The 23,527-nt window shown below is 55.3% G+C and carries 16 protein-coding genes; 7 read left to right on the plus strand and 9 right to left on the minus strand.

The window, feature by feature from the left end; all coding sequences use genetic code 11:
- Positions 1 to 104 precede the first annotated feature (104 nt).
- Together C9I92_RS04905 and ppk2 are read left to right on the plus strand one after the other, a co-directional pair.
- Entirely contained in the window at positions 105 to 899 is a 795-nt protein-coding gene (locus C9I92_RS04905; protein WP_047886579.1) for a copper homeostasis protein CutC, read from the plus strand.
- A gap of 174 nt (positions 900 to 1,073) precedes the next feature.
- Positions 1,074 to 1,895, plus strand: a complete 822-nt coding sequence (ppk2, locus tag C9I92_RS04910; RefSeq protein ID WP_047886578.1) for a polyphosphate kinase 2 — start codon at positions 1,074 to 1,076, stop codon at positions 1,893 to 1,895.
- Between the two features lie 137 nt (positions 1,896 to 2,032).
- Here ppk2 and phoU read toward each other — a convergent pair whose 3' ends face one another.
- The 4 genes from phoU to C9I92_RS04930 form a co-directional block, all read right to left on the minus strand.
- Positions 2,033 to 2,743 carry a phosphate signaling complex protein PhoU gene (gene phoU, locus C9I92_RS04915; protein ID WP_047886577.1) on the minus strand — a complete coding sequence of 237 codons (711 nt, stop codon included), beginning with the start codon at positions 2,741 to 2,743 and terminating at the stop codon, positions 2,033 to 2,035.
- A gap of 11 nt (positions 2,744 to 2,754) precedes the next feature.
- The gene (gene pstB, locus C9I92_RS04920; RefSeq protein WP_047886576.1) at positions 2,755 to 3,573 is read right to left on the minus strand and encodes a phosphate ABC transporter ATP-binding protein PstB; all 819 of its coding nucleotides are present in this window, start codon (positions 3,571 to 3,573) and stop codon (positions 2,755 to 2,757) included.
- Between the two features lie 18 nt (positions 3,574 to 3,591).
- Complete coding sequence (gene pstA, locus C9I92_RS04925; RefSeq protein ID WP_047886575.1) at positions 3,592 to 5,208, minus strand: phosphate ABC transporter permease PstA; 1,617 nt, start codon at positions 5,206 to 5,208, stop codon at positions 3,592 to 3,594.
- Between the two features lie 83 nt (positions 5,209 to 5,291).
- The gene (locus tag C9I92_RS04930; RefSeq protein ID WP_047886574.1) at positions 5,292 to 7,511 is read right to left on the minus strand and encodes an ABC transporter permease subunit; all 2,220 of its coding nucleotides are present in this window, start codon (positions 7,509 to 7,511) and stop codon (positions 5,292 to 5,294) included.
- Positions 7,512 to 7,812: 301 nt separating this feature from the next.
- Here C9I92_RS04930 and C9I92_RS04935 point away from each other — a divergent pair, with 301 nt between their 5' ends.
- From C9I92_RS04935 to ppx, 3 genes are all read left to right on the plus strand, one after another.
- Positions 7,813 to 8,316 carry a glycine cleavage system transcriptional repressor gene (locus C9I92_RS04935; RefSeq protein ID WP_047886573.1) on the plus strand — a complete coding sequence of 168 codons (504 nt, stop codon included), beginning with the start codon at positions 7,813 to 7,815 and terminating at the stop codon, positions 8,314 to 8,316.
- A gap of 176 nt (positions 8,317 to 8,492) precedes the next feature.
- Positions 8,493 to 10,586, plus strand: a complete 2,094-nt coding sequence (gene ppk1, locus C9I92_RS04940; RefSeq protein ID WP_047886572.1) for a polyphosphate kinase 1 — start codon at positions 8,493 to 8,495, stop codon at positions 10,584 to 10,586.
- Positions 10,583 to 12,100 carry an exopolyphosphatase gene (gene ppx / locus C9I92_RS04945; RefSeq protein ID WP_047886571.1) on the plus strand — a complete coding sequence of 506 codons (1,518 nt, stop codon included), beginning with the start codon at positions 10,583 to 10,585 and terminating at the stop codon, positions 12,098 to 12,100. The genes ppk1 and ppx overlap by 4 nt, the downstream gene beginning before the upstream one ends.
- A 186-nt stretch (positions 12,101 to 12,286) precedes the next feature.
- Here the strand turns inward: ppx and C9I92_RS04950 are convergent, their stop codons facing one another.
- The 5 genes from C9I92_RS04950 to C9I92_RS04970 form a co-directional block, all read right to left on the minus strand.
- The gene (locus C9I92_RS04950) at positions 12,287 to 13,219 is read right to left on the minus strand and encodes a PstS family phosphate ABC transporter substrate-binding protein (protein ID WP_047886630.1); all 933 of its coding nucleotides are present in this window, start codon (positions 13,217 to 13,219) and stop codon (positions 12,287 to 12,289) included.
- Positions 13,220 to 13,417: 198 nt separating this feature from the next.
- Positions 13,418 to 14,722 carry a phosphate regulon sensor histidine kinase PhoR gene (gene phoR, locus C9I92_RS04955; RefSeq protein WP_047886570.1) on the minus strand — a complete coding sequence of 435 codons (1,305 nt, stop codon included), beginning with the start codon at positions 14,720 to 14,722 and terminating at the stop codon, positions 13,418 to 13,420.
- A gap of 64 nt (positions 14,723 to 14,786) precedes the next feature.
- Entirely contained in the window at positions 14,787 to 15,476 is a 690-nt protein-coding gene (phoB, locus tag C9I92_RS04960; protein WP_047886569.1) for a phosphate regulon transcriptional regulator PhoB, read from the minus strand.
- Positions 15,477 to 15,647: 171 nt separating this feature from the next.
- Positions 15,648 to 19,433, minus strand: a complete 3,786-nt coding sequence (locus tag C9I92_RS04965; protein WP_047886568.1) for an AAA family ATPase — start codon at positions 19,431 to 19,433, stop codon at positions 15,648 to 15,650.
- A 36-nt stretch (positions 19,434 to 19,469) separates the two neighbouring features.
- Positions 19,470 to 20,711, minus strand: coding sequence for an exonuclease SbcCD subunit D C-terminal domain-containing protein (locus tag C9I92_RS04970; protein ID WP_047886567.1), 1,242 nt, complete (start codon positions 20,709 to 20,711; stop codon positions 19,470 to 19,472).
- 153 nt (positions 20,712 to 20,864) lie between these two features.
- Between C9I92_RS04970 and rdgC the strand changes: the two genes are divergently transcribed.
- Together rdgC and trhP are read left to right on the plus strand one after the other, a co-directional pair.
- A complete protein-coding gene (gene rdgC / locus C9I92_RS04975) occupies positions 20,865 to 21,776 on the plus strand; it encodes a recombination-associated protein RdgC (RefSeq protein WP_207103717.1) in 912 nt (303 codons plus the stop codon).
- Between the two features lie 358 nt (positions 21,777 to 22,134).
- Positions 22,135 to 23,526: a prephenate-dependent tRNA uridine(34) hydroxylase TrhP gene (trhP, locus tag C9I92_RS04980; RefSeq protein ID WP_047886565.1), complete on the plus strand. Its 1,392-nt coding sequence runs from the start codon at positions 22,135 to 22,137 to the stop codon at positions 23,524 to 23,526.
- Position 23,527 lies beyond the last annotated feature (1 nt).

Here is a 23,527-nt window from a genome sequence, read left to right on the forward strand (position 1 = left end):
CTTCCCCAACTGAATGACTCCTCCCGCTGTCTTGATCTGTGCTATCGCATCAGACATTCGGATGCTCTACACTGCAGATTCTTCACAATAACTGAGCTAACCCGATGACACTCCGGCATATTGAAGTCTGTATCGATAACATTGAATCCCTGCATCTCGCCCAGCAAGGCGGTGCAACCCGTATCGAACTGTGTTCCTCCCTCGCCCTTGGCGGCCTGACGCCCAATCCGGGACTGATGAAACTGGCAGCCCGTCACGCGACGGTGCCAGTGTACGCCATGATCCGCCCGCGCCAGGGGGATTTTCTGTTTAGCGAGCAGGACAAAGAAATCATGCTGGCTGACGTCTACGCAGCTCGTGAAGCCGGATTGCAAGGCATTGTGGTTGGTGGCCTGTTGCCAGACAGCCGCATTGATGCCGAGCTGCTGGGTGCCTTGTGCCGGGAAGCCCAGGGGATGGGGGTGACTTTCCACCGTGCCATTGACCAGTGCCTTGAGCCGTTTGCGGCACTGGACACCATCATGTCTCACAACTGTGAGCGTGTACTGACTTCCGGCCTTAAAGCCAACGCCTATGAAGGCATTCCGGTACTGGCTGAGATGGTCAGATATTGCGGTGACCGGCTGGCCATTATGGCCGGTGCCGGACTGCATGCTGGCAACGTGGTGGAGATTGTGCAACAGACCGGCGTGCAGGAAGTGCACCTGTCAGGTAAAAGCACCCGTGCCAGCCTGATGCAGCAATATTCACAGGAAGCCTATATGGGCAGCGCGGAGGTTGACGACTTTACCATTCCGGTCACTGACCCGGACAAAATCAGGGCTGTTGTCCAGGCACTCCAAACCCTCGACAACCATACCCCATATAGCCATACCCCACACAATCAACGTCGTTCCTGAAGCTATTCCTGCATGCCCTCCCTGCCACACCAAAGACTTGGCAGGGACAGTTTGCTTTTAGCTGCCCGATACAGAAAAAGTGCCATTGGTTTCAAATAATTAGCTATCCAATTCGTCAAGGATCTCATTCCGCGTTACTCTTTTGTTAAGCGCAGTAAAAAGTGAGAGACAGGTATGGGTTATCAGCCACCAGCACAACGATTGAAAAAAAAGGATTACGACTCAGAGCTTGAGCGCCTGCAGATTGAACTCGTCAAACTGCAGGAATGGATCAAACAGGAAGAGCTCAAGGTTGTGGTGATTTTTGAGGGCCGCGACGCCGCCGGGAAAGGAGGCGTTATCAAGCGCATCACCGAAAAGCTCAACCCTCGGGTATGCCGGGTCGTGGCACTGCCCAAGCCCACCGAAAAAGAGCGCACCCAATGGTACTTCCAACGCTATGTCGCTCACTTGCCGGCCGGCGGTGAAATGGTGCTGTTTGACCGCAGTTGGTACAACCGGGCCGGGGTCGAGAAGGTCATGGGGTTCTGTACCGACGACGAATACGAAGAATTCCTACGCTCCTGCCCCGAATTTGAACGCATGTTGGAGCGCTCCGGTATTATCCTGCTGAAGTACTGGTTTTCCGTCTCTGATGAAGAGCAGGAAAAACGCTTCCTGGAACGGATCAACACCCCGATAAAGCGCTGGAAATTCAGCCCGATGGATTTGGAATCCCGCTCGCGCTGGGCAGCCTACTCCGAAGCCAAGGACAAGATGTTCGCATACACCGACACCAAACAGTGTCCATGGTGGGTAGTGGATGCCGATACCAAGAAAAAGGCGCGCATCAACTGCATTTCTCACCTGTTGTCCCAGATCCCTTATGAAGAGATTGATTACCCTAAAATTGAGCTGCCAGACGTGAATAAAGAAGGGTATATCCGGGCGCCTGAAGATGATCAGACCTTTGTTCCGGACCTGTTTTCTGATGATGCTGACGACGACAGTGAATAGTCACTAGTAAATAGTCACTAACGTGGAAAACAAGAAAGGCGGACTGGTCCGCCTTTTCTTTTGCTCCTGGCTTCTTGCATCAAACGCCTTGCACCCAATTTCACCCACTCGATTTGACTTGCCCGGCGCAGAATCAATCAGCGCAGAATATCTTCCCGCTCTTGCGGGCTGGTGTGGCGAATATCCTTGCCTTTGACAAAATAGATGATGTATTCGCAGATATTCTGGCACCGGTCACCGACCCGTTCGATAGAGCGGGCTGACCACATTACCTGCAACACGTTAGGGATCGAACGCGGGTCTTCCATCATGTACGTCATCAGCTGACGGATAATCGCTTCGTATTCACGATCAATCCGGTCATCTTCTTGGTACACCTGAATCGCGGCTTTAACATCCATCCGGGCAAACGCATCCAGAACCTCATGCAGCATACGCACCGCGTGCTGACCCAGCGCCTCCAGCGACACCAGCAGGTTGTACTGCTTATTGGTGAAGTTTTCCAGCGCCACTTTCGCTATGCTCTCGGCCACGTCACCGATCCGCTCTAGATCGGTAATGGTCTTGATAATGGCAATCACCAGACGCAAATCACTGGCGGTTGGCTGTCGCTTGGCAATGATGCGGGTACAGGCTTCATCAATTGCCACTTCCATGGCGTTGACCTTATGGTCATCTTTGATCACCCGGCGAGCCAGCTCAATGTCCTGTTTATGCATCGCTTTAAGGGCGTCAGCCAGCTGCTGTTCTACCAGCCCGCCCATCGCCAGAACATGGGAGCGGATGCTCTCCAGCTCGGCATTAAACTGGCCGGAAATATGACGGCCAAGGCTTACATTGTCTAACATCGCTTAACTCCTTAACCGTATCGACCTGTGATGTAATCTTCTGTTCGTTTTTCGCGTGGGGTGGTGAAAATATCATTGGTACTGCCGTATTCCACCAGCTCGCCCATGTGCATGAATGCCGTATTGTCTGACACCCGTGCCGCCTGCTGCATGTTGTGCGTTACGATGATCACCGTGTACTTGGTTTTCAGATCGTTGATCAGCTCTTCAATGGTCAGCGTCGAGATCGGGTCCAGCGCTGATGTCGGCTCATCCAGCAGCAGCACCTCCGGTTCAATGGCAATCGCCCGGGCAATAACCAGACGCTGCTGCTGACCACCGGACAACCCGAAAGCATTCTCGTGCAGGCGGTTTTTCACCTCATCCCACAACGCAGCACCGCGCAGCGAGTTTTCCACCGCGTCGTCCAGTACCCGACGATCCCGGATGCCCTGCAGACGCAGCCCGTACACCACGTTCTCATAAATCGATTTAGGGAACGGGTTCGGGCGCTGAAACACCATCCCGACCCGGCGTCGCAGCGAGGCCACGTCCACCTTATTATCATAGATGTTCTGCCCGTGCAGCATGATCTGGCCGTCAACCCTGCACCCTTCAACCAGCTCATTCATTCGGTTGATACACCGCAGCAGGGTCGATTTCCCGCAGCCTGACGGGCCGATAAACGCGGTCACCTGCCCTTTAGCAATGCGCATGTTGATATCAAACAGGGCCTGATGGTTGCCGTAATGCAAATCTAGCCCCTCGATAGACAACGCCGTTTTTTCCTCGGGCAACGCGGACAAGTCAACGGGGGCAAACAAACCGATTGGGGAATTAATTGAAAACATAATCCTTCCTGACTCTCGCTATTGCTCCAGGGAGCGGAACTTCTCTCGTAAATGGTTGCGGATACCGATGGCGGTCAGATTCAGACCAACAATCACCGTCACCAGTAAAAATGATGTGGCATACACCAGCGGGCGGGCAGCTTCAACGTTCGGACTCTGAAAGCCGACATCATATATATGATAACCAAGATGCATGAATTTACGATCCAGGTGCAGATACGGGAAGTGGTTATCAATCGGCAATGACGGGGCCATTTTCACCACTCCCACCAGCATCAAAGGGGCCACTTCCCCGGCGGCGCGAGCAACTGCCAGGATCAATCCGGTCATGATTGCCGGACTGGCCATCGGCAATACCGTCCGCCACAGGGTTTCTGCCTGTGTCGCGCCCAATGCCAGTGAGCCGTGCCGGATAGACACAGGAATCCGCGCCAGGCCTTCTTCGGTCGAGACAATCACAACTGGCAGGGTCAGGATCGCCAGCGTCAACGCCGACCACAGGATACCCGGCGTACCGAATGTCGGCGCTGGCAGCTCAGAGGCAAAAAAGACCTCATCTATGGTGCCGCCTACCATGTAGACGAAAAATCCCAACCCGAACACCCCGTAAACAATGGACGGAACCCCGGCTAGGTTAATCACCGCCACCCGGATCAATTTGGTAAACATACTTTTCCCGGCATACTCGTGTAGGTAGACGGCCGCCATCACCCCTAGCGGAGTGACAATCACGCTCATCAGCAGCACCATGAATACCGTACCGAAAATCGCCGGAAATACACCGCCCTCGGTATTGGCTTCGCGCGGGTCCTCGCTGACAAACTTACCGAGCTGATCCAGCCAGTGCACCAGTTTGGCCGACAGTGTCATTTCATTCGGAAACCACAAATCGAGGATCTGCGCTAAAGGCAAAGCAATTTCTTTGCCAGACATTTCCCGCACGATCAGCGTGTCGCTTTCCAGTTGCTGGCGCAGTTGAGTCAGTTGCTGCTCCAGGGCATGAAGGGACTGCTCCAGGCGGACTTTTTCTGCCGGATCCACCTTGCCGCTATCTTCACGGCGCAGCCGCTCAAACTGGTAGTTAAGCGATTTCAGCTCATTTTTTTCCAGCTGACGAATCTGCTCCCGCACGGCAATGGCCCGCATCAGGCTGAGGTTAAGGCTATCCAGCGAGATCGGCCTGCCGTCCTCATACAATGCGGTGGGCACCCCGTAGAAACGGCCATTTTTCATCCGCTCGATGACAGCTACCCCGGCTGCCAGTTGCTGGCTCACAATATGCGGTGCCAGTACCGTCACAAAGTCACTGCCCAGCAGATCCCGGTTGCCGGTTTTGATGATGTAACGATCAACCTGACCGGCCGCGGCAAACGCCGACGTGTCTACCCCGGCATCAGCCAACTGCTGAACCGGTACCGTTTTCCGCTCGTACAACTCACCGATGACGGTGCTGTGTTCCATGGCCGGCTGACCATTCACTGACAACTCAAACTGATAAACAGGGGCTGGCCAAAAATAGCCCAGCCCCTTCCAGCCGATCAGTAATAACAGCCCCAGTACCGCCACAAGGCTCAGACTGACAGCGCCGGCGGTCAGCCAAATCCAGGGCGAGCCCGATTCAAACCATTTACGCATGATACCACGTCGTCATTGTTATTCTTTTCGTCTTCATTCCTGTGAAAGTCTCTTTCGCTCTGTGCACTGTCTGGCGTGCCTCATCAGAGTGAACTGTATTTTTCCCGCAGCCGCTGGCGTACCAGCTCGGCGACGGTATTAAAGAAAAAGGTAAATACAAACAGCACAAAAGCTGCCAGGAACATGACCCGGTAGTGAGAGCTGCCCACTTCGCTTTCCGGCATTTCAATCGCAATGGTGGCAGACAAGGTGCGCATTCCCTCCAGCACGTTCCAGTCGAGGATCGGCGTATTCCCGGTCGCCATCAGCACAATCATGGTTTCCCCGACTGCGCGCCCCAGCCCCATCATCACGGCGGAAAAAATCCCCGGACTGGCAGTTAGCAATACCACCCGTGTCAGTGTCTGCCAGTGGGTCGCCCCCAGCGCCAGCGAACCGCTGGTCAGGTGGCCAGGTACCGAGAAGATCGCATCTTCCGCAATTGAGAAAATTGTCGGAATCACCGCAAACCCCATCGCAATCCCGACCACCAGGGTATTGCGCTGATCGTAGCCAATGCCCCACTCATTATTCAGGTACACCCGCATATCGCCGCCAAAGAGCAGCGTTTCCAGCGCAGGGCTGAGAGCAAAACACCCGTAACCGACCAGCACGATCACCGGCATCAGCAACAGGATATGGAGACCGCCGGGAATGCGCTGACGAAAACGTCCCGGCAAGAGCGCCCAAACCAGTCCAGCAGCCATCATTGCCAACGGGAAGGCCACCAGCAGCAGGGCAATCCCCGCCAGATTTTTTTCCACAATCGGCGCCAGCCAAATTCCGGCCAGAAAGCCCAGAATGACCGTCGGCAGCGCTTCCATCAGCTCAATGGTCGGTTTAATCACCCGCCGCATCCGCGACGACATAAAATACGCGGTGTAAATTGCACCGGCCAGTGCCAGTGGAACCGCAAAAAACAGGGCATAGAGCGCCGCTTTCAGGGTACCGAAAATGATTGGCACCAGACTCAGCTTAGGTTCAAACTCATCACTGGCCGAGGTGGACTGCCAGACAAAATCCGGCTCCGGATAGCCCTCGTACCAGATTTTCTGCCACAACGAGGCAAAACCGATTTCCGGATGGCGGTTGTCGACTTTATAAGTCTGCCACTGATTGCCCGTAACGGCGACCAGACGATCGGCACGTGGCGAAATCATCAGGGTGTCCGGCACCTTATCAGTAAATACCGCAGAACTGTAGATAGCCCCTTTCACTGTGGTATAAAACGCCGACAACTGGCCGTCATCCTGCAGCACAAAGAAGCCTTTACGGGCATATTCCGGGACCAGCGATGTAACATTGCCAGGCGGCAGAGCAAATTCACGGGTCTTCACCAGCGAGCGGCGCCCGTCTTTCACGATTTCAAACCACTGCGCCACACGGTGCTCGCTGTCCGTGATTAACAAGGAGTTGGCACCGGACAACAACGCCAGTTGACGCGGCTCCGCATCGCCGTCTGCGACACTCACCACCTGACGGATCTGCGCCTGCGCTTCGCCCAGAGTCACAACATAGATACGTTTTCCGGCCAGCAGATACAAGGTTCGCGCATCCGGCGTGACCGCCAGATCATCAATAGGCTCTGCAACGCCTTCCAACGCGAAGTCAGTGGCCTGCCAGTGCTCTGGCCCCGTCTGCCCCAGGACCTCTCCCCCGGTGAACTTTTTCACCCGGATACGCTGATCTGCGGTCACCCCCGCCAGCACGGCCCGACGGCTGCGTACCGACACTGCCAGTTTAACGATCGGCTGGCGTTGCGGATCAAGCTGCAATGGCTCCTGGCCGAGCGGAAATGCCATCGACAAGCCGCTTTGATAACCGTCACCCGCAGCGAGCGGCCGGGCTATCACCACTTCGCCTTCGCTGCCGCCGAGGGCGATCAGATCTTCCGCCGGCAGGCTGCGCCCGATGCTGGTTGTATGTGGCAGTAAGGTGTATTGGCGAACTTCGCGACCGGGATCGGCCGACGTCAGGGGGATCACCGACAACTGCCCGGTATCGGACAGGCGAAACAAGGTGTCGTTGCGATCGTTAAAAGTGACCAGTGCCGTGCGATCTGCAAAGGAGGTCGAGAAAGCCTGCTGAGGTACCACGCGGACCGCAGAGAAAATCGGCAGGATCACATAAAGCAGGTAGAAAAAAATCAGAACTAAGGTAATTAAGACGAAGATCCCTCCAGCTGTCACTCCATATCGGGCAAGCTTATCGGTTACCTTCCGGCCAGGACTGTTTCCCATCAAAAATTCGCTGGCCTTTGCCATTATTACCTCAATAAATTTACACGCTTACTTATAATATTGCCTTTAGATGACAATTATATGACAACGAAATTGTCCCAGCTACGGGGATGGATCCCGCCGCTTGCAATAGCCACTTTGCAGCATACTTAACAGCACGCACTGCAATAAAAATGTCACAAAACTGTTCTACCCTTGACTGCAGGTAATTTTGTACAGTTTTCAATAACCTGAATTATTACGAAACTAGACAGAACATACACCAGGTCACATAATGGTCAATAGCCTCCGGCTTTCTATCGCCTCAACGAATAAGGATATCGTTATGAAGCACCTCATCATCACTGTTATTGGCCGCGATCAGGCGGGTCTTGTTGAAACCCTTTCCGATACGATTTACCAGAACAACGGTAACTGGCTGTCCAGCAGCCTGAGTAAACTCGCCGGCCAGTTTGCCGGGATCCTGCAAGTGGAAGTCGCCGATCAGCACATTGCCGCGCTGAGCAAAGCACTGAGCGAGATCGAAGCCCTGCAAGTGCAGATTGTTGAGGATGAAAGCAAGACCTCACCGACCACCACCCTGTTTAACCTGCTGGTCACCGGTAATGACCGGGTAGGTATCGTGAAAGATGTCACCACCAAGCTCAAGCAGTTAGGCGTCAACATCAACAAGCTGAAAACCGACTCTGACAGCGCCCCCAACTGGGGCTACCCCATTTTCACCGCTGACTTCCAACTGGAGTTGCCGGACGGACTCAGTATTGAGCATGTCCAGGAAGCGCTCGAGTCGATTGCCGATGACCTGACCATTGATATTGATAATAACTAAGGCCTGAGCCCGTTTCAGCTGTACCTTTAGACGGATTGCTGCGCCGCTCCCTGCCGGTATGTCGCCTCAGGCGGCTATCTGTGGGGAGTCTGGGCATGCGCAGTAGACACCACTGGTAGGAAGAAACCGGCCACAGGCCAGCAGTACCTTTAGCCCAAGCTTTCTATAGGAATAAAATGAGCACGGAACCTCTCTATTTAGAAAAAGAACTCAGTTGGCTTTCCTTCAATGAACGTGTGCTGCAGGAGGCTGCCGACAAGTCAGTCCCCCTCATAGAGCGTGTGCGTTTTCTCGGTATCTTCTCCAGTAATACCGATGAGTTTTACAAAGTACGCTTTGCCGATGTAAAACGCCGCATTCTGATCAATCAGGAAAGAGGCAGTAACGAAAACTCCAAAGAACTCCTCAGCAAAATCCAGAGTCGCGTGCTCAAACTGAACCAGGACTTCGATACCCTTTATAACGAAATTCTGCTGGAAATGGCCCGGCGCCACATTTTCCTGGTCAATGAACAACAGCTCGATGATCATCAGCAAAACTGGCTCCGAAAACATTTTCGTACCCAAATCCTTCCCCACATTTCGCCAATCCTGCTGACCGATGATGTGGATTTGCTGCAATTTCTTAAAGACGAATATTCCTACCTGGCGGTAGAAATGCAGCAAGGCGACAGCAAACGCTACGCCCTGCTGGAGATCCCGACCGATCAGCAGCCACGGTTTATCAAACTGCCGGAGGCCAAAGGGAAGCGCCGCAAGACTCTCATCCTGCTGGATAACATTATCCGCTTCTGTCTCGATGAAATTTTCAGCGGGCTGTTTGAATACGACAGTCTGGCAGCCTATGCGATGAAAATGACCCGCGATGCGGAATATGACCTGAGCCAGGAAGTGGAACACAGCCTGATGGAGCAGATGTCTGAAGGCCTGAGCCAACGTCTGACGGCCATGCCGGTCCGGTTCGTGTACCAGCGCGATATGCCGGCAGATATGGTCGACACCCTGTGCAGCATGCTTAAAGTCTCCAGCTACGACAGCATTATCCCGGGCGGCCGTTACCATAACTTCAAAGACTTTATCGGTTTCCCGAACGTCGGCCGCAACTACCTGGAAAATAATCCGCTGCCACCGCTCGAAAGCTACCAGTTTGTCAGCGCCCGCAACGCCTTTGATGCGATCAAAGCGCAGGACATCCTGCTGTACTACCCGTACCACACCTTCAACCACATGACGGAGTTGGTGCGCCAGGCAGCGTACGACCCGAAAGTGCGCAGCATCAAAATCAATATCTACCGGGTGGCCAAACAGTCCCGGATCATTGAGTCAATGATTGATGCCGCCAACAACGGCAAACGGGTGACCGTGGTGGTCGAGCTGCAAGCTCGTTTCGATGAGGAAGCCAATATTGAATGGGCCCGACGCCTGACCGAAGCCGGCGTCCATGTGGTGTTTGGCGTACCGGGCCTGAAGATTCACTCCAAGCTCTGCCTGATCACCCGTATCGAAGGGGATGAACTGGTGCGCTATGCCCATATCGGTACCGGTAACTTCCACGAGAACACCGCCCGGATTTACACCGACTTCTCCCTGATGACCTGCAAGCCGGCAATCACCGACGAAGTCCGCATGGTGTTCAGCTACATCCAGAATCCGTACCAGCCGGTGAAATTCAGAAAACTGATTGTCTCGCCGCGTAACTCGCGCTTACGGATGTACGACCTGATTGATCGTGAAATTGCCCATGCCAAGCAAAATCTGCCGGCGGGTATTACACTCAAGGTGAACAACCTAGTGGATAAAGGATTGATCAACCTGCTTTATCAGGCCAGCAATGCAGGCGTGAAAATCAAGCTGATCATCCGTGGCATGTGCTCGCTGATCCCCGGCATCAAGGGCATCAGTGAAAATATTACCGCGATCAGCATCGTCGACCGCTTCCTCGAACACCCGCGAGTCATGGTGTTTGATAATAACGGCGATCCGGAGGTTTTCATTTCTTCCGCTGACTGGATGACCCGAAACATCGACAACCGAATTGAAGTCGGCTGTCCGATTGACGACCCGGCCCTGAAGCAAAAGATCATTGATATCCTCAATATCCAGCTGTCAGACACCGTCAAGGCCCGGGTACTCGACCGCGACATGAGCAACAATTATGTGTCCCGGGGCAACAAGCGGAAGATCCGATCTCAAATCGAGATCTATGATTATCTGAAGCAGTCGGAAAAACAGCTCAAGAAGCAAGCGCAGAAAAGTGAAAACGACGCATGACAGAACCCGAAGCACCCCGTGAAATTGCCGCGATAGATATTGGCTCCAACAGCTTTCACATGGTTGTTGCCCGCGTGGTCGGCCAGAGCCTGCAAATTATCAGTCGCCATAAACAGCGTGTGCATCTGGCCTCCGGGCTGGATGCGCAGCAAAACCTCGATCAGGCCGCGATTCAGCGCGGCCTGAACTGCTTGGCCATGTTCGCCGAACGCCTGCAAGGGTTCCCGCCGGAAAATGTCCGCATTGCCGCAACCTATACCCTGCGCCAGGCCAGAAATGCCCACGTTTTTCTCAAGCGGGCTGAAGCTCTGATCCCGTACTCGATCGAAATTATTCCCGGCACCGAAGAAGCCCGCCTGATCTACCTTGGCGTGGCTCATACCCAGCCGGACAACGGCCGCAAGCTGGTCGTTGATATCGGTGGCGGCAGCACAGAGCTGGTGATCGGGGAAGGTTTTCATCCCCTGATTGCCTACAGCAAGCACATGGGCTGCGTCAGCTACAACAAGCTGTTTTTCCCGAAAGGCAAAATCAGCAGCAAACGCATGGCTGCCGCCCAGCTGGCTGCCCAGCAGAAAATGGAAAGTATCGCCAACACCTACATGCGTGCCGGCTGGCAAACGGCAATCGGCTCCTCGGGCACCATCAAGGCGATCCGGGAAGTGCTGATCGGCATGGGCCATCAGGACGGCGTGATCACCCCGGAACGGCTGGCACTGCTGATTGAGGCCATGCTGAAAGTAAAACAGGCGGACGAGCTGGATCTACCGGGGCTGACAGACGACCGCAAACCGGTGTTTGCCGCAGGGGTAGCTATCCTCAGCGCAGTCTTCAAATCGCTGGACATTGAAGAGATGATTTTCTCAGACGGCGCCCTGCGTGAAGGGCTGTTGTACGAGATGGAAGATCGTTTCCGGTTCAGTGATATCCGGGTCCGGACCGCTACCGCAATGGCCGAACAGTACAATGTTGATCTAGCCCAGGCAACGCGGGTTAAGGAAACGGCCGAAATGCTCTACAGCCAGATTGAGCCACAACCGGGGCTGACCAAAACCGATCTGGCCACCCTGCTCGGCTGGGGCGCCCAGTTGCACGAAGTCGGCCTGAGCATCAGCTATCCGGGCTTTCACCGTCACTCGGCCTATCTCCTGCGGCACAGTACCATGCCCGGGTTTAACCTGGAGCAGCAAACGGTGCTGGCAACACTGGTCAGATACCAACGCAAGAGCCTGAAGCTGGAAGAAATGCCGGAGCTGAGTATTTATAAGCGAAAGCACCTCTACCCCCTGATCCGCACCCTGCGCCTGGCCGTGGCATTGAATGGCCAACGCAGTGACAGCCCGCTGCCACCGATCACGGTTGAAGCCAACAAAGAAGAGTGGCGCCTGATCCTGCCGGAAGGCTGGGAAGCCGATAACCGACTGCTCGCCGCCGATCTCCGTCAGGAGCAAGAATACTGGCAGAAAGCCGGCTGGCAGCTGCACCTATGTGAATCGCCGCTGCTCATCGCGTAACCACGGACATCGACCAGTACTAAATGCCAGCTAGGTGCCAGGTGCCAGGTGCCAGGTGCCAGGTGCCAGGTGCCAGGTGCCAGGTGCCAGGTGCCAGGCAAAACACAAAACGGCTTGCCCTGAGGCAAGCCGTTTTTTGGTAGTTAGCCCCATCTGACCGCTCAAGAGCTGACCGGCCGAGGAAACTCACAGCTCCAGTTGGCGCAGGGTCGCTTCAACGGAACTGGAAGGCAGCGGGATGTAGCCGTCCTTCTCCACCAGATCCTGGCCGGTGTGAGAGAGAATAAAACGGACAAACTCAGCCACCAGCGGCGACAACGGTTTGTCCGGCTGCTTGTTGATGTAGATATACAGATAACGAGACAGCGGGTATTTGCCGTTGACGGAGTTCTCGATGGTAGCAGCCACATAGTCAGTTCCTTCGCGGGCAATCGGAATCGCCCGAATCCCAGTCGTCTGGTAACCCACCCCGGAGTAACCGATCGAGGTCAGTGAACTGGCGACCGACTGCACCACCGATGCCGACCCCGGCTGTTCATTCACGTTGTTGCGAAAGTCACCGTGGCATAGGGCCTGCTGTTTGAAGAAACCATAGGTGCCGGATACCGAGTTACGCCCAAACAGCTGAATATCCCGCTCGGCCCAGCGCCCAGTCATACCGACCTGTCCCCAGTGATCAATAGGTGTCAGCCCGCCACAACGCAGAGTTCGGGAATAAATCGCATCCAGCTGAGCAAAATTCAGTCCTTTCAGGGGATTATCTTCATGGACAAACACCGCCAGTGCATCAATCGCCACCCGGATTTCAGTCGGCGGGTAACCGAATTCCTGCTCAAACGCTGCAATTTCTTTGGCTTTCATCCGTCGGCTCATCGGCCCCAGCTGCGCTGTCGATTCAATCAGGGCTATGGGCGCGGTAGACGAACCGGCCGCCTGGATCTGAATATTGACCCCGGGATAAAAGCGCTTGAATTCTTCTGACCAGTAGGTCATCAGGTTGGCAAAAGTATCGGAGCCGACCGATGACAGGTTGCCGGCTATCCCGACCCCGGTCACCGGCTGGTAGTCAGGTAAACGGCTATGGGTGGCCTGCGCCGGACTGCTGGCCACCAGTGTCATCAGCACGCCCAGTCCGGCCGACAGAAATCCGGATGACAAAACCTCGGCTGACAGACGGGTACACAATGCCCGTGGCCAATGAGCGAGGCGACGCAGTTGGTACAGGGCGACTTTCCCTCTCGTCCTCAAGACGGCTTACTCCTTAAATACGGCAAAAGCGGCCACAAGGGCCGCTAAGAGTCACTGATGTATTTGCGCTCAGGCCGCTTTGGCAACCAGGCGCTGTGGCAGGGTAAAGGAGAACGTACTGCCTTCCCCCACCACACTTTCAATTTCCAGGTGCGAGTCATGGTGACTCAGAGCATGTTTCACAATAGCCAGCCCCAGACCGCTTCCCCCGGTTTCCCGAGAGCGGGCCTTATCCACCCGGTAGAAACGTTCCGTCAGGCGGTGAATGTGCTGCGGTTCAATGCCCTGCCCGTGGTCAATCACTTCCAGCCGTGGCCCGCCCGGAGACAGGAACCAGCGTACTTTGACTTCCGCATTGGTCGGGGTGTGTTTCACCGCGTTGTACACCAGGTTAGAAATCGCACTGCGCAGCTGATCTTCATCACCACGTACTTTGAGGCTTTTATCAACTTCAAAAGTGAACAGGTGCTCATCACCACCGCTGAGAGACACCGCTTCTTTTTCCAGGATTTCCAGCATTGCCGGTACATCGATGGTTTCTTCCAGCTCGATATTCGGGGCCGCCTCAATCTTCGACAGGGTCAGCAGTTGCTCCACCAGTGAGTTCATTCGGCTTAACTGCTCAGTCATGACGCCATGGGCTTTATCCCACATCGGGCCAACCAGCATATCCGGATCTTTGGACATTTCCAGATACCCCTGCAGCACCGTCATCGGGGTACGCAGTTCATGGGAAACGTTAGCAAAGAAGTTGCGGCGCATCCCCTCAAGCTGCTTCACCTGCGACACATCACGTACCACCATCAGGTATTCCCCTTCGGTATACGGCATGATACGCAGCTCCAACGTGCGGTCAAAATTAAAGGGCGAGGTAATTTCCAGCGGCATATCAAAGGAGCGTCCGGCCAGATAGCGGACAAAATCCGGACTGCGCAACAGATTACTGATCGGCTGCCCGGCATCATCCGGCCAACGGAATCCCAGCAGATCCTGCGCCAGCTTGTTACACCAGACGATGTTCCCTTCGCTGCGAAAGACAACAACAGCATCAGGAAGGGATTCCGCACCATTGCGGAAGCGGCGGATCAGAGTTGCCAGTTCTTTGCGGCGGCGACGGTTGCGCTGTTGCAGCCGGTAAATCCCGTTAAACAGAGGTTCCCAGCTGCCCGAGCCGGAAGGCGGTGTCAGGCTGCGCTCTTTCCACAGCCAGTTGGACATTTTCAGCTGATTATGAAAATGCCAGATAAGTTGGATCCATGTTGCCACCAGCAAGAACCAAGGCATATAGCCAAAGATCATTCCCAGGGCCACCCAAGGCAAGTAGAAAAGGATCAGTTCCCAGACCAACTTTTTCCACGACAGCCGCTCAACCATTGTTTACTCCGTGACAGCGGAGCATTCAGGTCACTCCCGCTGTCTGTTACTGCTTTGAAAACCACTAAACCCGTGTTGAGAAACGATACCCGGCACCACGTACAGTCTGCACCAGCTTATCGTGACCATGTGCTTCCAGCGCCTTACGCAGGCGACGGATGTGAACATCGACCGTACGGTCTTCGACATACACATTGGTTCCCCAGACATTGTTCAGCAGCTGTTCACGACTGTACACCCGCTCCTGATGCGTCATGAAGAAATGCAGCATCTTAAATTCAGTCGGCCCCATCTCCAACGGCTGCTCGTTCGAGGTCACACGGTGTGAGACCGGATCCAACTTCAGCCCCTGGACATCAATCACATCATCCAGCGAAGTCGGGGATACCCGACGCATCACGGCTTTCAGCCGTGCCATCAGTTCTTTCGGAGAAAAAGGCTTGGTGATGTAGTCATCCGCACCGACTTCCAGTCCGCGGACTTTATCTTCTTCCTCACCCCGCGCCGTCAGCATCACGACCGGAATCTGGCGTGTTACTTCATCGCGTTTCAGGTGTTTAATCAGGTTGATACCGGAACCGCCAGGCAGCATCCAGTCAAGCAGAACCAGCTCAGGGTACGGCTCGCAAATCTTTTCCAGCGCCGTGTCGTAATCCTCAGCTTCAATAGCCTGATAGCCTTTTTGTTCAAGAACAAAACAGAGCATTTCGCGGATTGGTGCTTCGTCCTCTACAACAAGAATCCGTCTTACCATAATGTTCATTACCTACTTAGTTGCTGTCTTTCGAGCGCCATTATGTGTGTAAAGTATGACACTTTTGTGACTAGCCCGGAGAAAAACGTAACCTGTTGTATATGAAACTGTCATACAAACCAGGTTGTGAATCAAGCTCACAACCTAGCCGTACAATATTCAATCAGGCGCTTAACCTTTGACCGCTATTTTACTCCGTCCCCCGCCCTGCGCTTCAACGCAAACCTGCACCCCGATACGCTCCACCAGCGTGCTGACATGGGAGATCACGCCGATCTGACGTCCATCGGCCTGCAGCGCATCCAGGCAGGACAGTGCCATTTCCAGGCTGTCCGGGTCCAGCGTACCAAAACCTTCGTCAATAAACAGTGACCCCAGTTGGCGGGTATCGGCCGCGAGGGAGGCCAACGCCAACGCCAGAGCCAGCGACACCAGGAAACTTTCCCCGCCTGACAGAGATTCCACGCTGCGCACTTCGTCGCCCATGTCGTGGTCAATCACCTGCAAGGCTAGCGGGCTGCCCGGAACCGGTTGCAGCGCGTAACGCGGAGCCAGCTCCTGCAAATGCTCATTGGCCAACACCACCAGCTGCTGCAGGGTCAGTCCCTGTGCCAGCGTGCGGAACTTGTTGCCGGTTGCTGAGCCAATCAGCTCGCTCATCTGACCCCACAGTTCAGTCTGCTGTTGCTGCGCCGCCAGCTTCTCGGTCAGCTCCCCGGCCTGCTGCAGTGCCTGTTCAGCCTGTACCAGCCGTTGACGCAGCCGGAAGATCTGCTCTTCCAGTCCGGCTTTGTCCTGCTGCCACTGGGTCTGCAACGGTGCCAGCTGGACGCTGATCGGCTCTGCCGAATTCAGGGCCAACTCAAAAGCCTCGCCCCAGTCACGAGCAGCATCGGCTGCAGCCTGATGCAGCTCAATGGCGCGCTGCCGCTCCTTCAGCACTGACGCCGCCTGGGTGAGCGCATCATCCAGCGCCTTCAGGGCCGCCTGCTCTTGCTCCTGCCAGTGTTCATCTTTACTCAGCAACTGCATCAGCTGATGTTCATTCAGTCCCAGCTTTTCCTGCCAGCCCAGCCAGTCATGAACCACCTGACGGTGCTCCGCTGCCGTCTCTTTTTCCTGCTGCTGCCAGCCTGTCAGCGCTGCCTCGGCGGCGGCCACTTTCTCACCGGCCTGGCGCTGCGCCTGCTCCGTTTCAGTCAGTCGCTGCTGGGCCTCAGACATAGCGGCTTTGTGCTGGGCCGCCAGGCTGTCAGCATTCTGCTCACCGATGATAGCGACCCGTTGCTGCCAGGTAGATTCCGCCTGCTGCTGCAACGTCGCCGCTTTCTGCTGCCATTCCGCCAGTTGGCGATAGCCTGCCGCCAGTCCGGCTTCCAGTTCTGCCAACTGCGGTGCCAGTTCCGTCAATTGCTGCTCGGTCTGCTCCAGCTCTTTCTTACCGGAAAGATAATGTTCAACCTGTTGTTTCAGCTGATGAATATACTGCTCCGAACCGTGCTGACGCAGCATCTGCAGCCACTGGTTGCTGCCGTACTGCTCGTTCAGTGCCTCACTGCGAGCCGCCAGAATCACCTGTTGGGTCTCGCTCTGTTGCTCAATCGACTGCAGTCGTTCTTTCCACTGAGTCGCACTCTGCTCCAGCTGGTGCTGACGCTCTTTCATTTCCGTGGCGGCCTGCTGCAACTGATGTTGCTGATGTTGCAGATGACGCCCGTGCTGAATCTGCTGCTGGGCCAGTTCCATCGCCTGCTGCTGCAAACGGATGTCACGGTAAGCCTGCTCAGCGTCCTGCTGCCATTGGCGTAATTGGTCGTTCAGCCGGGCGGTGTCCGGTGACACCGTCAGGCTCTCCTCCAGCTCCAGTTGTTTGAGCACATCCAGCAGCGGAGCCAGCAGTTGATCCTGATACTGACGGAAACGGTGCAACTCATTATCAATCACCGCCAGACGCTGCTGACCGTGTGGTAACTGCTGTTGCAGGTGGCGGCGTTCTCCTTCTCCGTCCTGCAGTTGCTGCTGCAGTTCACGCAGGCGTTGTTGCTGTTGGTGCAGCAAGCCTTCAACCACCGGATGCTGCGCGGCGTACGGATGATCTTCCGAACCACACAACGGGCACGGGGTATCAGGCTTAAGCTGGCTGCGGTACTCCGAAAGGTTCACCACGGCCAGACTCTGCTGGAACTGCTGCTCGGCTTCCTGATACCGGGCCCGCAACTGCTCCATCGCCGGAGCCAGTGCCGCCAGTCGCTGCTCCACCTGAGTCAGATACTCAGTCAACTCTTGTCGCTCACCCTGCAGTTTTTCCGTCTGCTCCAGCAGCCCGGCCCACTCTTTGGTGCCGGACATCGCCTGGCGCAGGGTATCGAGTTCGGCTTGCTTGTCGTTGTATCGTTTCTGGCTGTCGGCCAGCTGCTGCTCTTGTTGCGCCAGATCCAGTCGGGTCAGCTGCTGCTCAAGCTCGCCTAAGTGACCGCTCACCTCTTTTTGTTGCTGCTCCAGCAGCGCAAAATTGCGAGACTGCGATTGCTGCTCATGCAGGATCTGCTGCTTTTCCTGAGCCAGACGGCCTAAGGTGCGATGCGCCGAGAGGTACTGATCCAGGTTATCCAGAACCGGCTGATACTGCTCCGCGACACCGGCCAGTTCATGATATTGCTCGAGCTGGATCCGCAACTGATGCTGACGGGTTCGCCACTGCAACTGCTGGCGTTTTTTCTCGTCCAGAGCAGTTTGCTGGCGCTGACAGTCATTCTGATGCTGCTGGAACTCAGCCTCAATAGCACTCAACTGACGCTGGGTTGCCGCCAGTTGTTCATCCAGTACCGTGACCTGCTTGAGTTTCGGCTCCAGCGCTTCCCACTGCTGGCGGGCGATGTTCAGGGCTGTGCGGGCCTGCTGCACCGCGCCATCGGCATTGACCAGCTGCTGCTTGTCCTGAACCAGACTTTGCTGGGCATTGGTGATTGAGGTTTCCAGCTTCGCCAACTGCAACCGGGTTTTCTGCAGCAGGGAAAAATCGTGTCTGGCCGGTTGCGCTTTGGCTATCTGTACCAGTGTTTCACGACGGGGAGCCGCCTCCTGGTGCTGTTGTTCTGCTTGCTGGCGGGCCTGCTGCGCATCCGCGCATTGCTGCGCCAGGCGCGCTTCGGTCTCCAGCGCCTGCTGATGCTGCGCCAGCGCCGTCAGTGATTGATCGATACCTTGCAGCTGCGCTTTGAACTGTTCCAATTGAGCGGATAACTCGGCCTTTTGCTCATCATCCAGCAGTTCAATGTCCCCCAGCTGCGCCTGAAGCTGAGTCAGTTTCTGTTTTTCGTCCCGGGCGCGTTCATAGGCCGCGACGGACAGGCGGCCGTAAATCTCACCGCCGGTCATGCGTTCGAGCAGAGCGGCACGCTCGTCGGATCCGGCTTTAAGGAACGCGGCAAATTCCCCCTGCGGCAGCATTACCGCCCGGCGGAACTGTTCAAACGTCAGGCCAATCAGGCGCTCAATCTCCGTCTGCAGCTCGGCTTTTTTACCGGCAAAACGCTGTCCGGTGTCGAGGTTTTCCAGCCATTGTTCCGCGGCCTGAATACGGCCGTCCGCCTTGCTCCGAGCACGGCGCACATGCCAGTGGGCCCGCCAGGCGGTGCCGTCATTGGCCATGAAATCCACCTCGGCGTAGCCTTCGGCTTTGCCGCGCGACAGAATGCTGCGCACGTCATTGGCCTTGATCCGGTTCGACTCATCATCGCGACCAATTTCAGCATCGTTTTTCTTGTTCGATTGCAGGCGGGGAATGCGGTCGTACAGCGCCAGACAGATGGCATCCAGCAGCGTGGATTTTCCGGCCCCGGTCTTACCGGTGATGGCAAACAAACCGGCTTCGCCCAGCCGGCCACCGGCAAAATCAATCTCAAACGGTTGCTGCAGACTGGCAAGGTTTTCACCACGTAGCGCAAGTATTTTCATCGTTGTTGTGCTCTCTTCATTTACTCGGTGGCTGTATTACAAATTCGCTTCATCTTCTTCGACATTGATCAGCAGCTGCTCAAACGCGGCCGTCATCGCCTCATCCGGTTCGCCCTGATATTTCTGCGTCCAGCTCAGGTTGAACACTTGCTGTGGCGTCACATCAGACAGACGACGGTGCCCCAGTCCCTGCTGGGTCTGGGTCGCCGGATAATGAGGCGTAATTTTGGCCAGACGCACGGCTTTGCCATCCAAGGCTGCCATGATTTTTTCCCGCAGCAGGGCTTGTGGCTTATCAAGCAAAACATGCACTTCCAGAAACGGCTGCTGCTCGCGCGGCTTGTCTTCCACGTCCAGCGCGCTCAGCTCTTCAATTACCTGGGCCAGCGGTGCCGGTGACGCCGGAACCTTGAGCATGTCCACCACGCGCGGCACTGAGACCGGCTCAATCGCCGTCACATCGGCCCCGTCGAAGTCAACCAGCACCACCTGGTGGTTGTAGCCCCGCTCTGACATGGACAACGGCAGCGGCGAGCCGCTGTAGCGGATGTGCTCCTGCTTGGCGACCCGTTGCGCCAAATGCAGATGCCCGAGCGCCACATAGCTCAGGTCCTCAGCAAAAATGGACGCCGGTAAGGCATGCTGGTTCCCGCCCAGTACCCGACGCTCTGACATCTCTGACAGCTTGCCCGAGGCCATGTAAGCATGTCCCATCCCGATCAATGCCTGATTCGGCTGGCGGCCATGCCGCGCCGCGGCGGTCACTTCTCCATACAGGGTTTCGACCCCCTTGATCAGGCGATCATCCTCTTCACTCAGACCATCCGTACGCAGATCGGCACTGCGCAAAAACGGGACCGCCAGCACCCAGGCTGCCTGCTGCCCGGAGGCGTCGGTCAGCGGCACCAACATACGTTCGGTGTCCAGCTCGCCATCTTCACGGCGATGAATCCCCCCGACGATATGCAGGTCAAACGCTTTCAGCAATTCATGCGGGGCATCCAGCTTACTTGGCGAATCGTGGTTGCCGCCAATCATCACCACATTCAGGTTCGGCAGGTTTTTCGCCAGCCGGGCTAGAAAACGGTACAACATGCGCCAGGCACTGGCCGGCGGATTGGCCGTATCAAAAATGTCCCCGGCCACCAGCAATGCATCGGCCTGGCGGGCTTCCAGTGTGTCTGCCAGCCAGTCAAGAAATGCCTGATGTTCGAAATCCCGGTTGTAACCATGCAGCTGATGACCCAGATGCCAGTCGGAGGTATGGAGAATCTTCATTACAAATCTATATGCCGAGTTGGAAAACTGCGTGAGATTGTACCGCACTTTTTCTTTCGCCCAACCCGGTGGCCGAGAAAACCAACGACATTCTTTTATCAATGCAATAAGATTGACAGCCAAATGCACAACCTAGGATCTGTAACAGCCATGATGTGGTTTAAAAACGTACTTACCTATCGCTTCAGCCGCGAAATCGACATCAACCCTGACCAACTGGAACAGCAACTGGAAGAATTCCGTTTTACGCCATGTGGCAGCCAGGACATGCAGAAATTTGGCTGGGTACACGCCCTGGGTAAACACGGTGATATGTTTACCCATGTGGCCGGTGACAACATCCTGATCTGTGCCCGTAAAGAAGAAAAAATGCTGCCGTCATCGGTGATCAAAGAATCACTGAGCGAGAAAATCGAGGCGATGGAAATCGAACAAGGGCGTAAGCTGAAGAAAAGCGAAAAAGACACTCTGAAAGATGAAATCGTGATGGATCTGCTGCCGCGCGCGTTCAGCCGTCGCTCCCAGACTTACGCTCTGATCATGCCAAAAGAAGGCTATATCGTGGTTGATGCCGGCAGCTTCAAGAAGGCCGAGGAACTGTTGGGCCTGCTGCGTAAATCAATGGGCAGCCTGCCGGTTGTACCAGTTACCCCGGAAAAACCGGCTGAACTGACCATGACCGAGTGGGTACGCAGCAACGAATCACCTAACGGCTTCACCATTGGTGAAGAAGCCGAGCTGAAAGCGATTTTGGAAGACGGCGGCGTGATTCGCTGTAAGCAACAGGATCTGTCGTGCGATGAAATTCTGGCGCACATTGAAGCAGACAAACTGGTCACCAAGCTGGCAATGAACTGGCAGGATCGCATTGACTTCGTGCTGAACGAAGACCTGTCGGTAAAACGCCTGAAGTTCTCCGACGAACTGCGCGATCAGAACGACGATATCGACAGGGAAGACATGGCGCATCGCCTGGATGCTGACCTGTCTCTGATGGCTGGTGAGTTTTCCGCTTTCCTGCCAAACCTGTTTGACGTGCTGGGCGGCCTGGAAGCCAAAGCCTGATCGGTTGGCACCACACGACTCCTGTCGCAAAAATACCGGCCACAAAAAAACAGCACTCAAAGAACACCAACATTCAAAGAAAAAAGGCGACCACAGGTCGCCTTTTGCTATCCCGCCCCCACGGGTCACCCATCGTTTGTTTGCCGCCTGTGTATCGGCTCCTGTCATCCCAACCGGTTGTTTTCGGTTAGCCGGTGGCCTTCCCTTTCGAGCAACAGCACCGCCCGCCATCAGGATTCCTACCTCATTTCCCTCTATCCATTGCCTTTGTGGGTGGGATCACAGTAAAATCCCGCCTCAACTCCGTATCCCGAGTGATACGGCCTGATTTGCAATCAGACACTGGATTATAAGAGCTATGTTTAAACCTGAATTGTTATCGCCTGCGGGCAGCCTGAAAAACATGCGTTACGCATTTGCCTACGGCGCAGATGCCGTGTACGCCGGCCAGCCACGTTACAGCCTTCGTGTTCGTAACAACGAGTTCAACCACGAAAACCTGAAAATCGGTATCGACGAGGCGCACGCGCAGGGTAAGAAACTGTACGTGGTATGTAACATTCAGCCGCATAACTCTAAGCTGAAAACGTTCATCCGTGACCTGGCTCCTATCGTTGAGATGGGCCCGGATGCGTTGATCATGTCTGACCCGGGTCTGATCATGATGGTGCGTGAAAACTTCCCGCATATGCCAATTCACCTGTCAGTTCAGGCGAACGCCGTTAACTGGGCAACCGTGAAATTCTGGGCAACTCAAGGCGTTGAGCGCGTGATCGTATCTCGTGAGCTGTCACTGGAAGAGATCGAAGAAATTCGTGAACACTGTCCGGAAACCGAGCTGGAAGTGTTCGTACACGGTGCACTGTGTATGGCGTACTCTGGCCGTTGCCTGCTGTCTGGCTACATGAACAAGCGTGACCCGAACCAGGGTACCTGCACCAACGCCTGCCGCTGGGAATACAAAGCCGAGAAAGCAACTGAAGATGACGCGGGGCAAATCGTGGAAATTCAGGAAGCCTCTGCCGTTCAGATGCAAGAGCCAGAGCGTCCGGAAGTGGCAATCGGTAAAGGCAAGCCAACTGACGAAGTGGTGCTGCTGAGCGAATCTCACCGCCCGGATGAGAAAATGGCAGCGTTTGAAGACGAGCACGGCACTTACATCATGAACTCAAAAGACCTGCGTGCTGTTCAGCACGTTGAGCGTCTGACGAAGATGGGTGTTCACTCACTGAAAATCGAAGGCCGTACCAAGTCGTTCTACTACTGTGCCCGTACCGCTCAGGTATACCGCAAAGCGATTGATGATGCTGTCGCCGGTAAGCCATTTGATGAAACCCTGATGGGTACTCTGGAGAGCCTGGCTCACCGTGGTTACACCGAAGGTTTCCTGCGCCGTCACACGCACGATGCCTACCAGAACTACGAGTACGGCTACTCTATTTCTGACACCCAGCAGTTTGTGGGTGAGTTCACCGGCAAACGCCGCGGTGATCTGGCAGAAGTAGAAGTGAAGAACAAATTCGTTGTGGGCGACAGCATGGAGCTGATGACCCCGAAAGGCAACGTGATCTTCACCCTGGAGACCATGGAAAACCGTAAGTCTGAAGTGATCACCGATGCCAAAGGTAACGGCCACTTTGTCTTTATCCCGGTACCTCAGGATATGGATCTGGAATTCGGTCTGCTGATGCGCAACCTGAATGCCGGTGAGAACACCCGTAATCCTCACGGTCCTAAAGACGGTAACTAAT

The sequence above is a fragment of the Photobacterium ganghwense genome (assembly GCF_003025595.1).
GTDB classification, from domain to species: Bacteria; Pseudomonadota; Gammaproteobacteria; order Enterobacterales; family Vibrionaceae; genus Photobacterium; species Photobacterium ganghwense.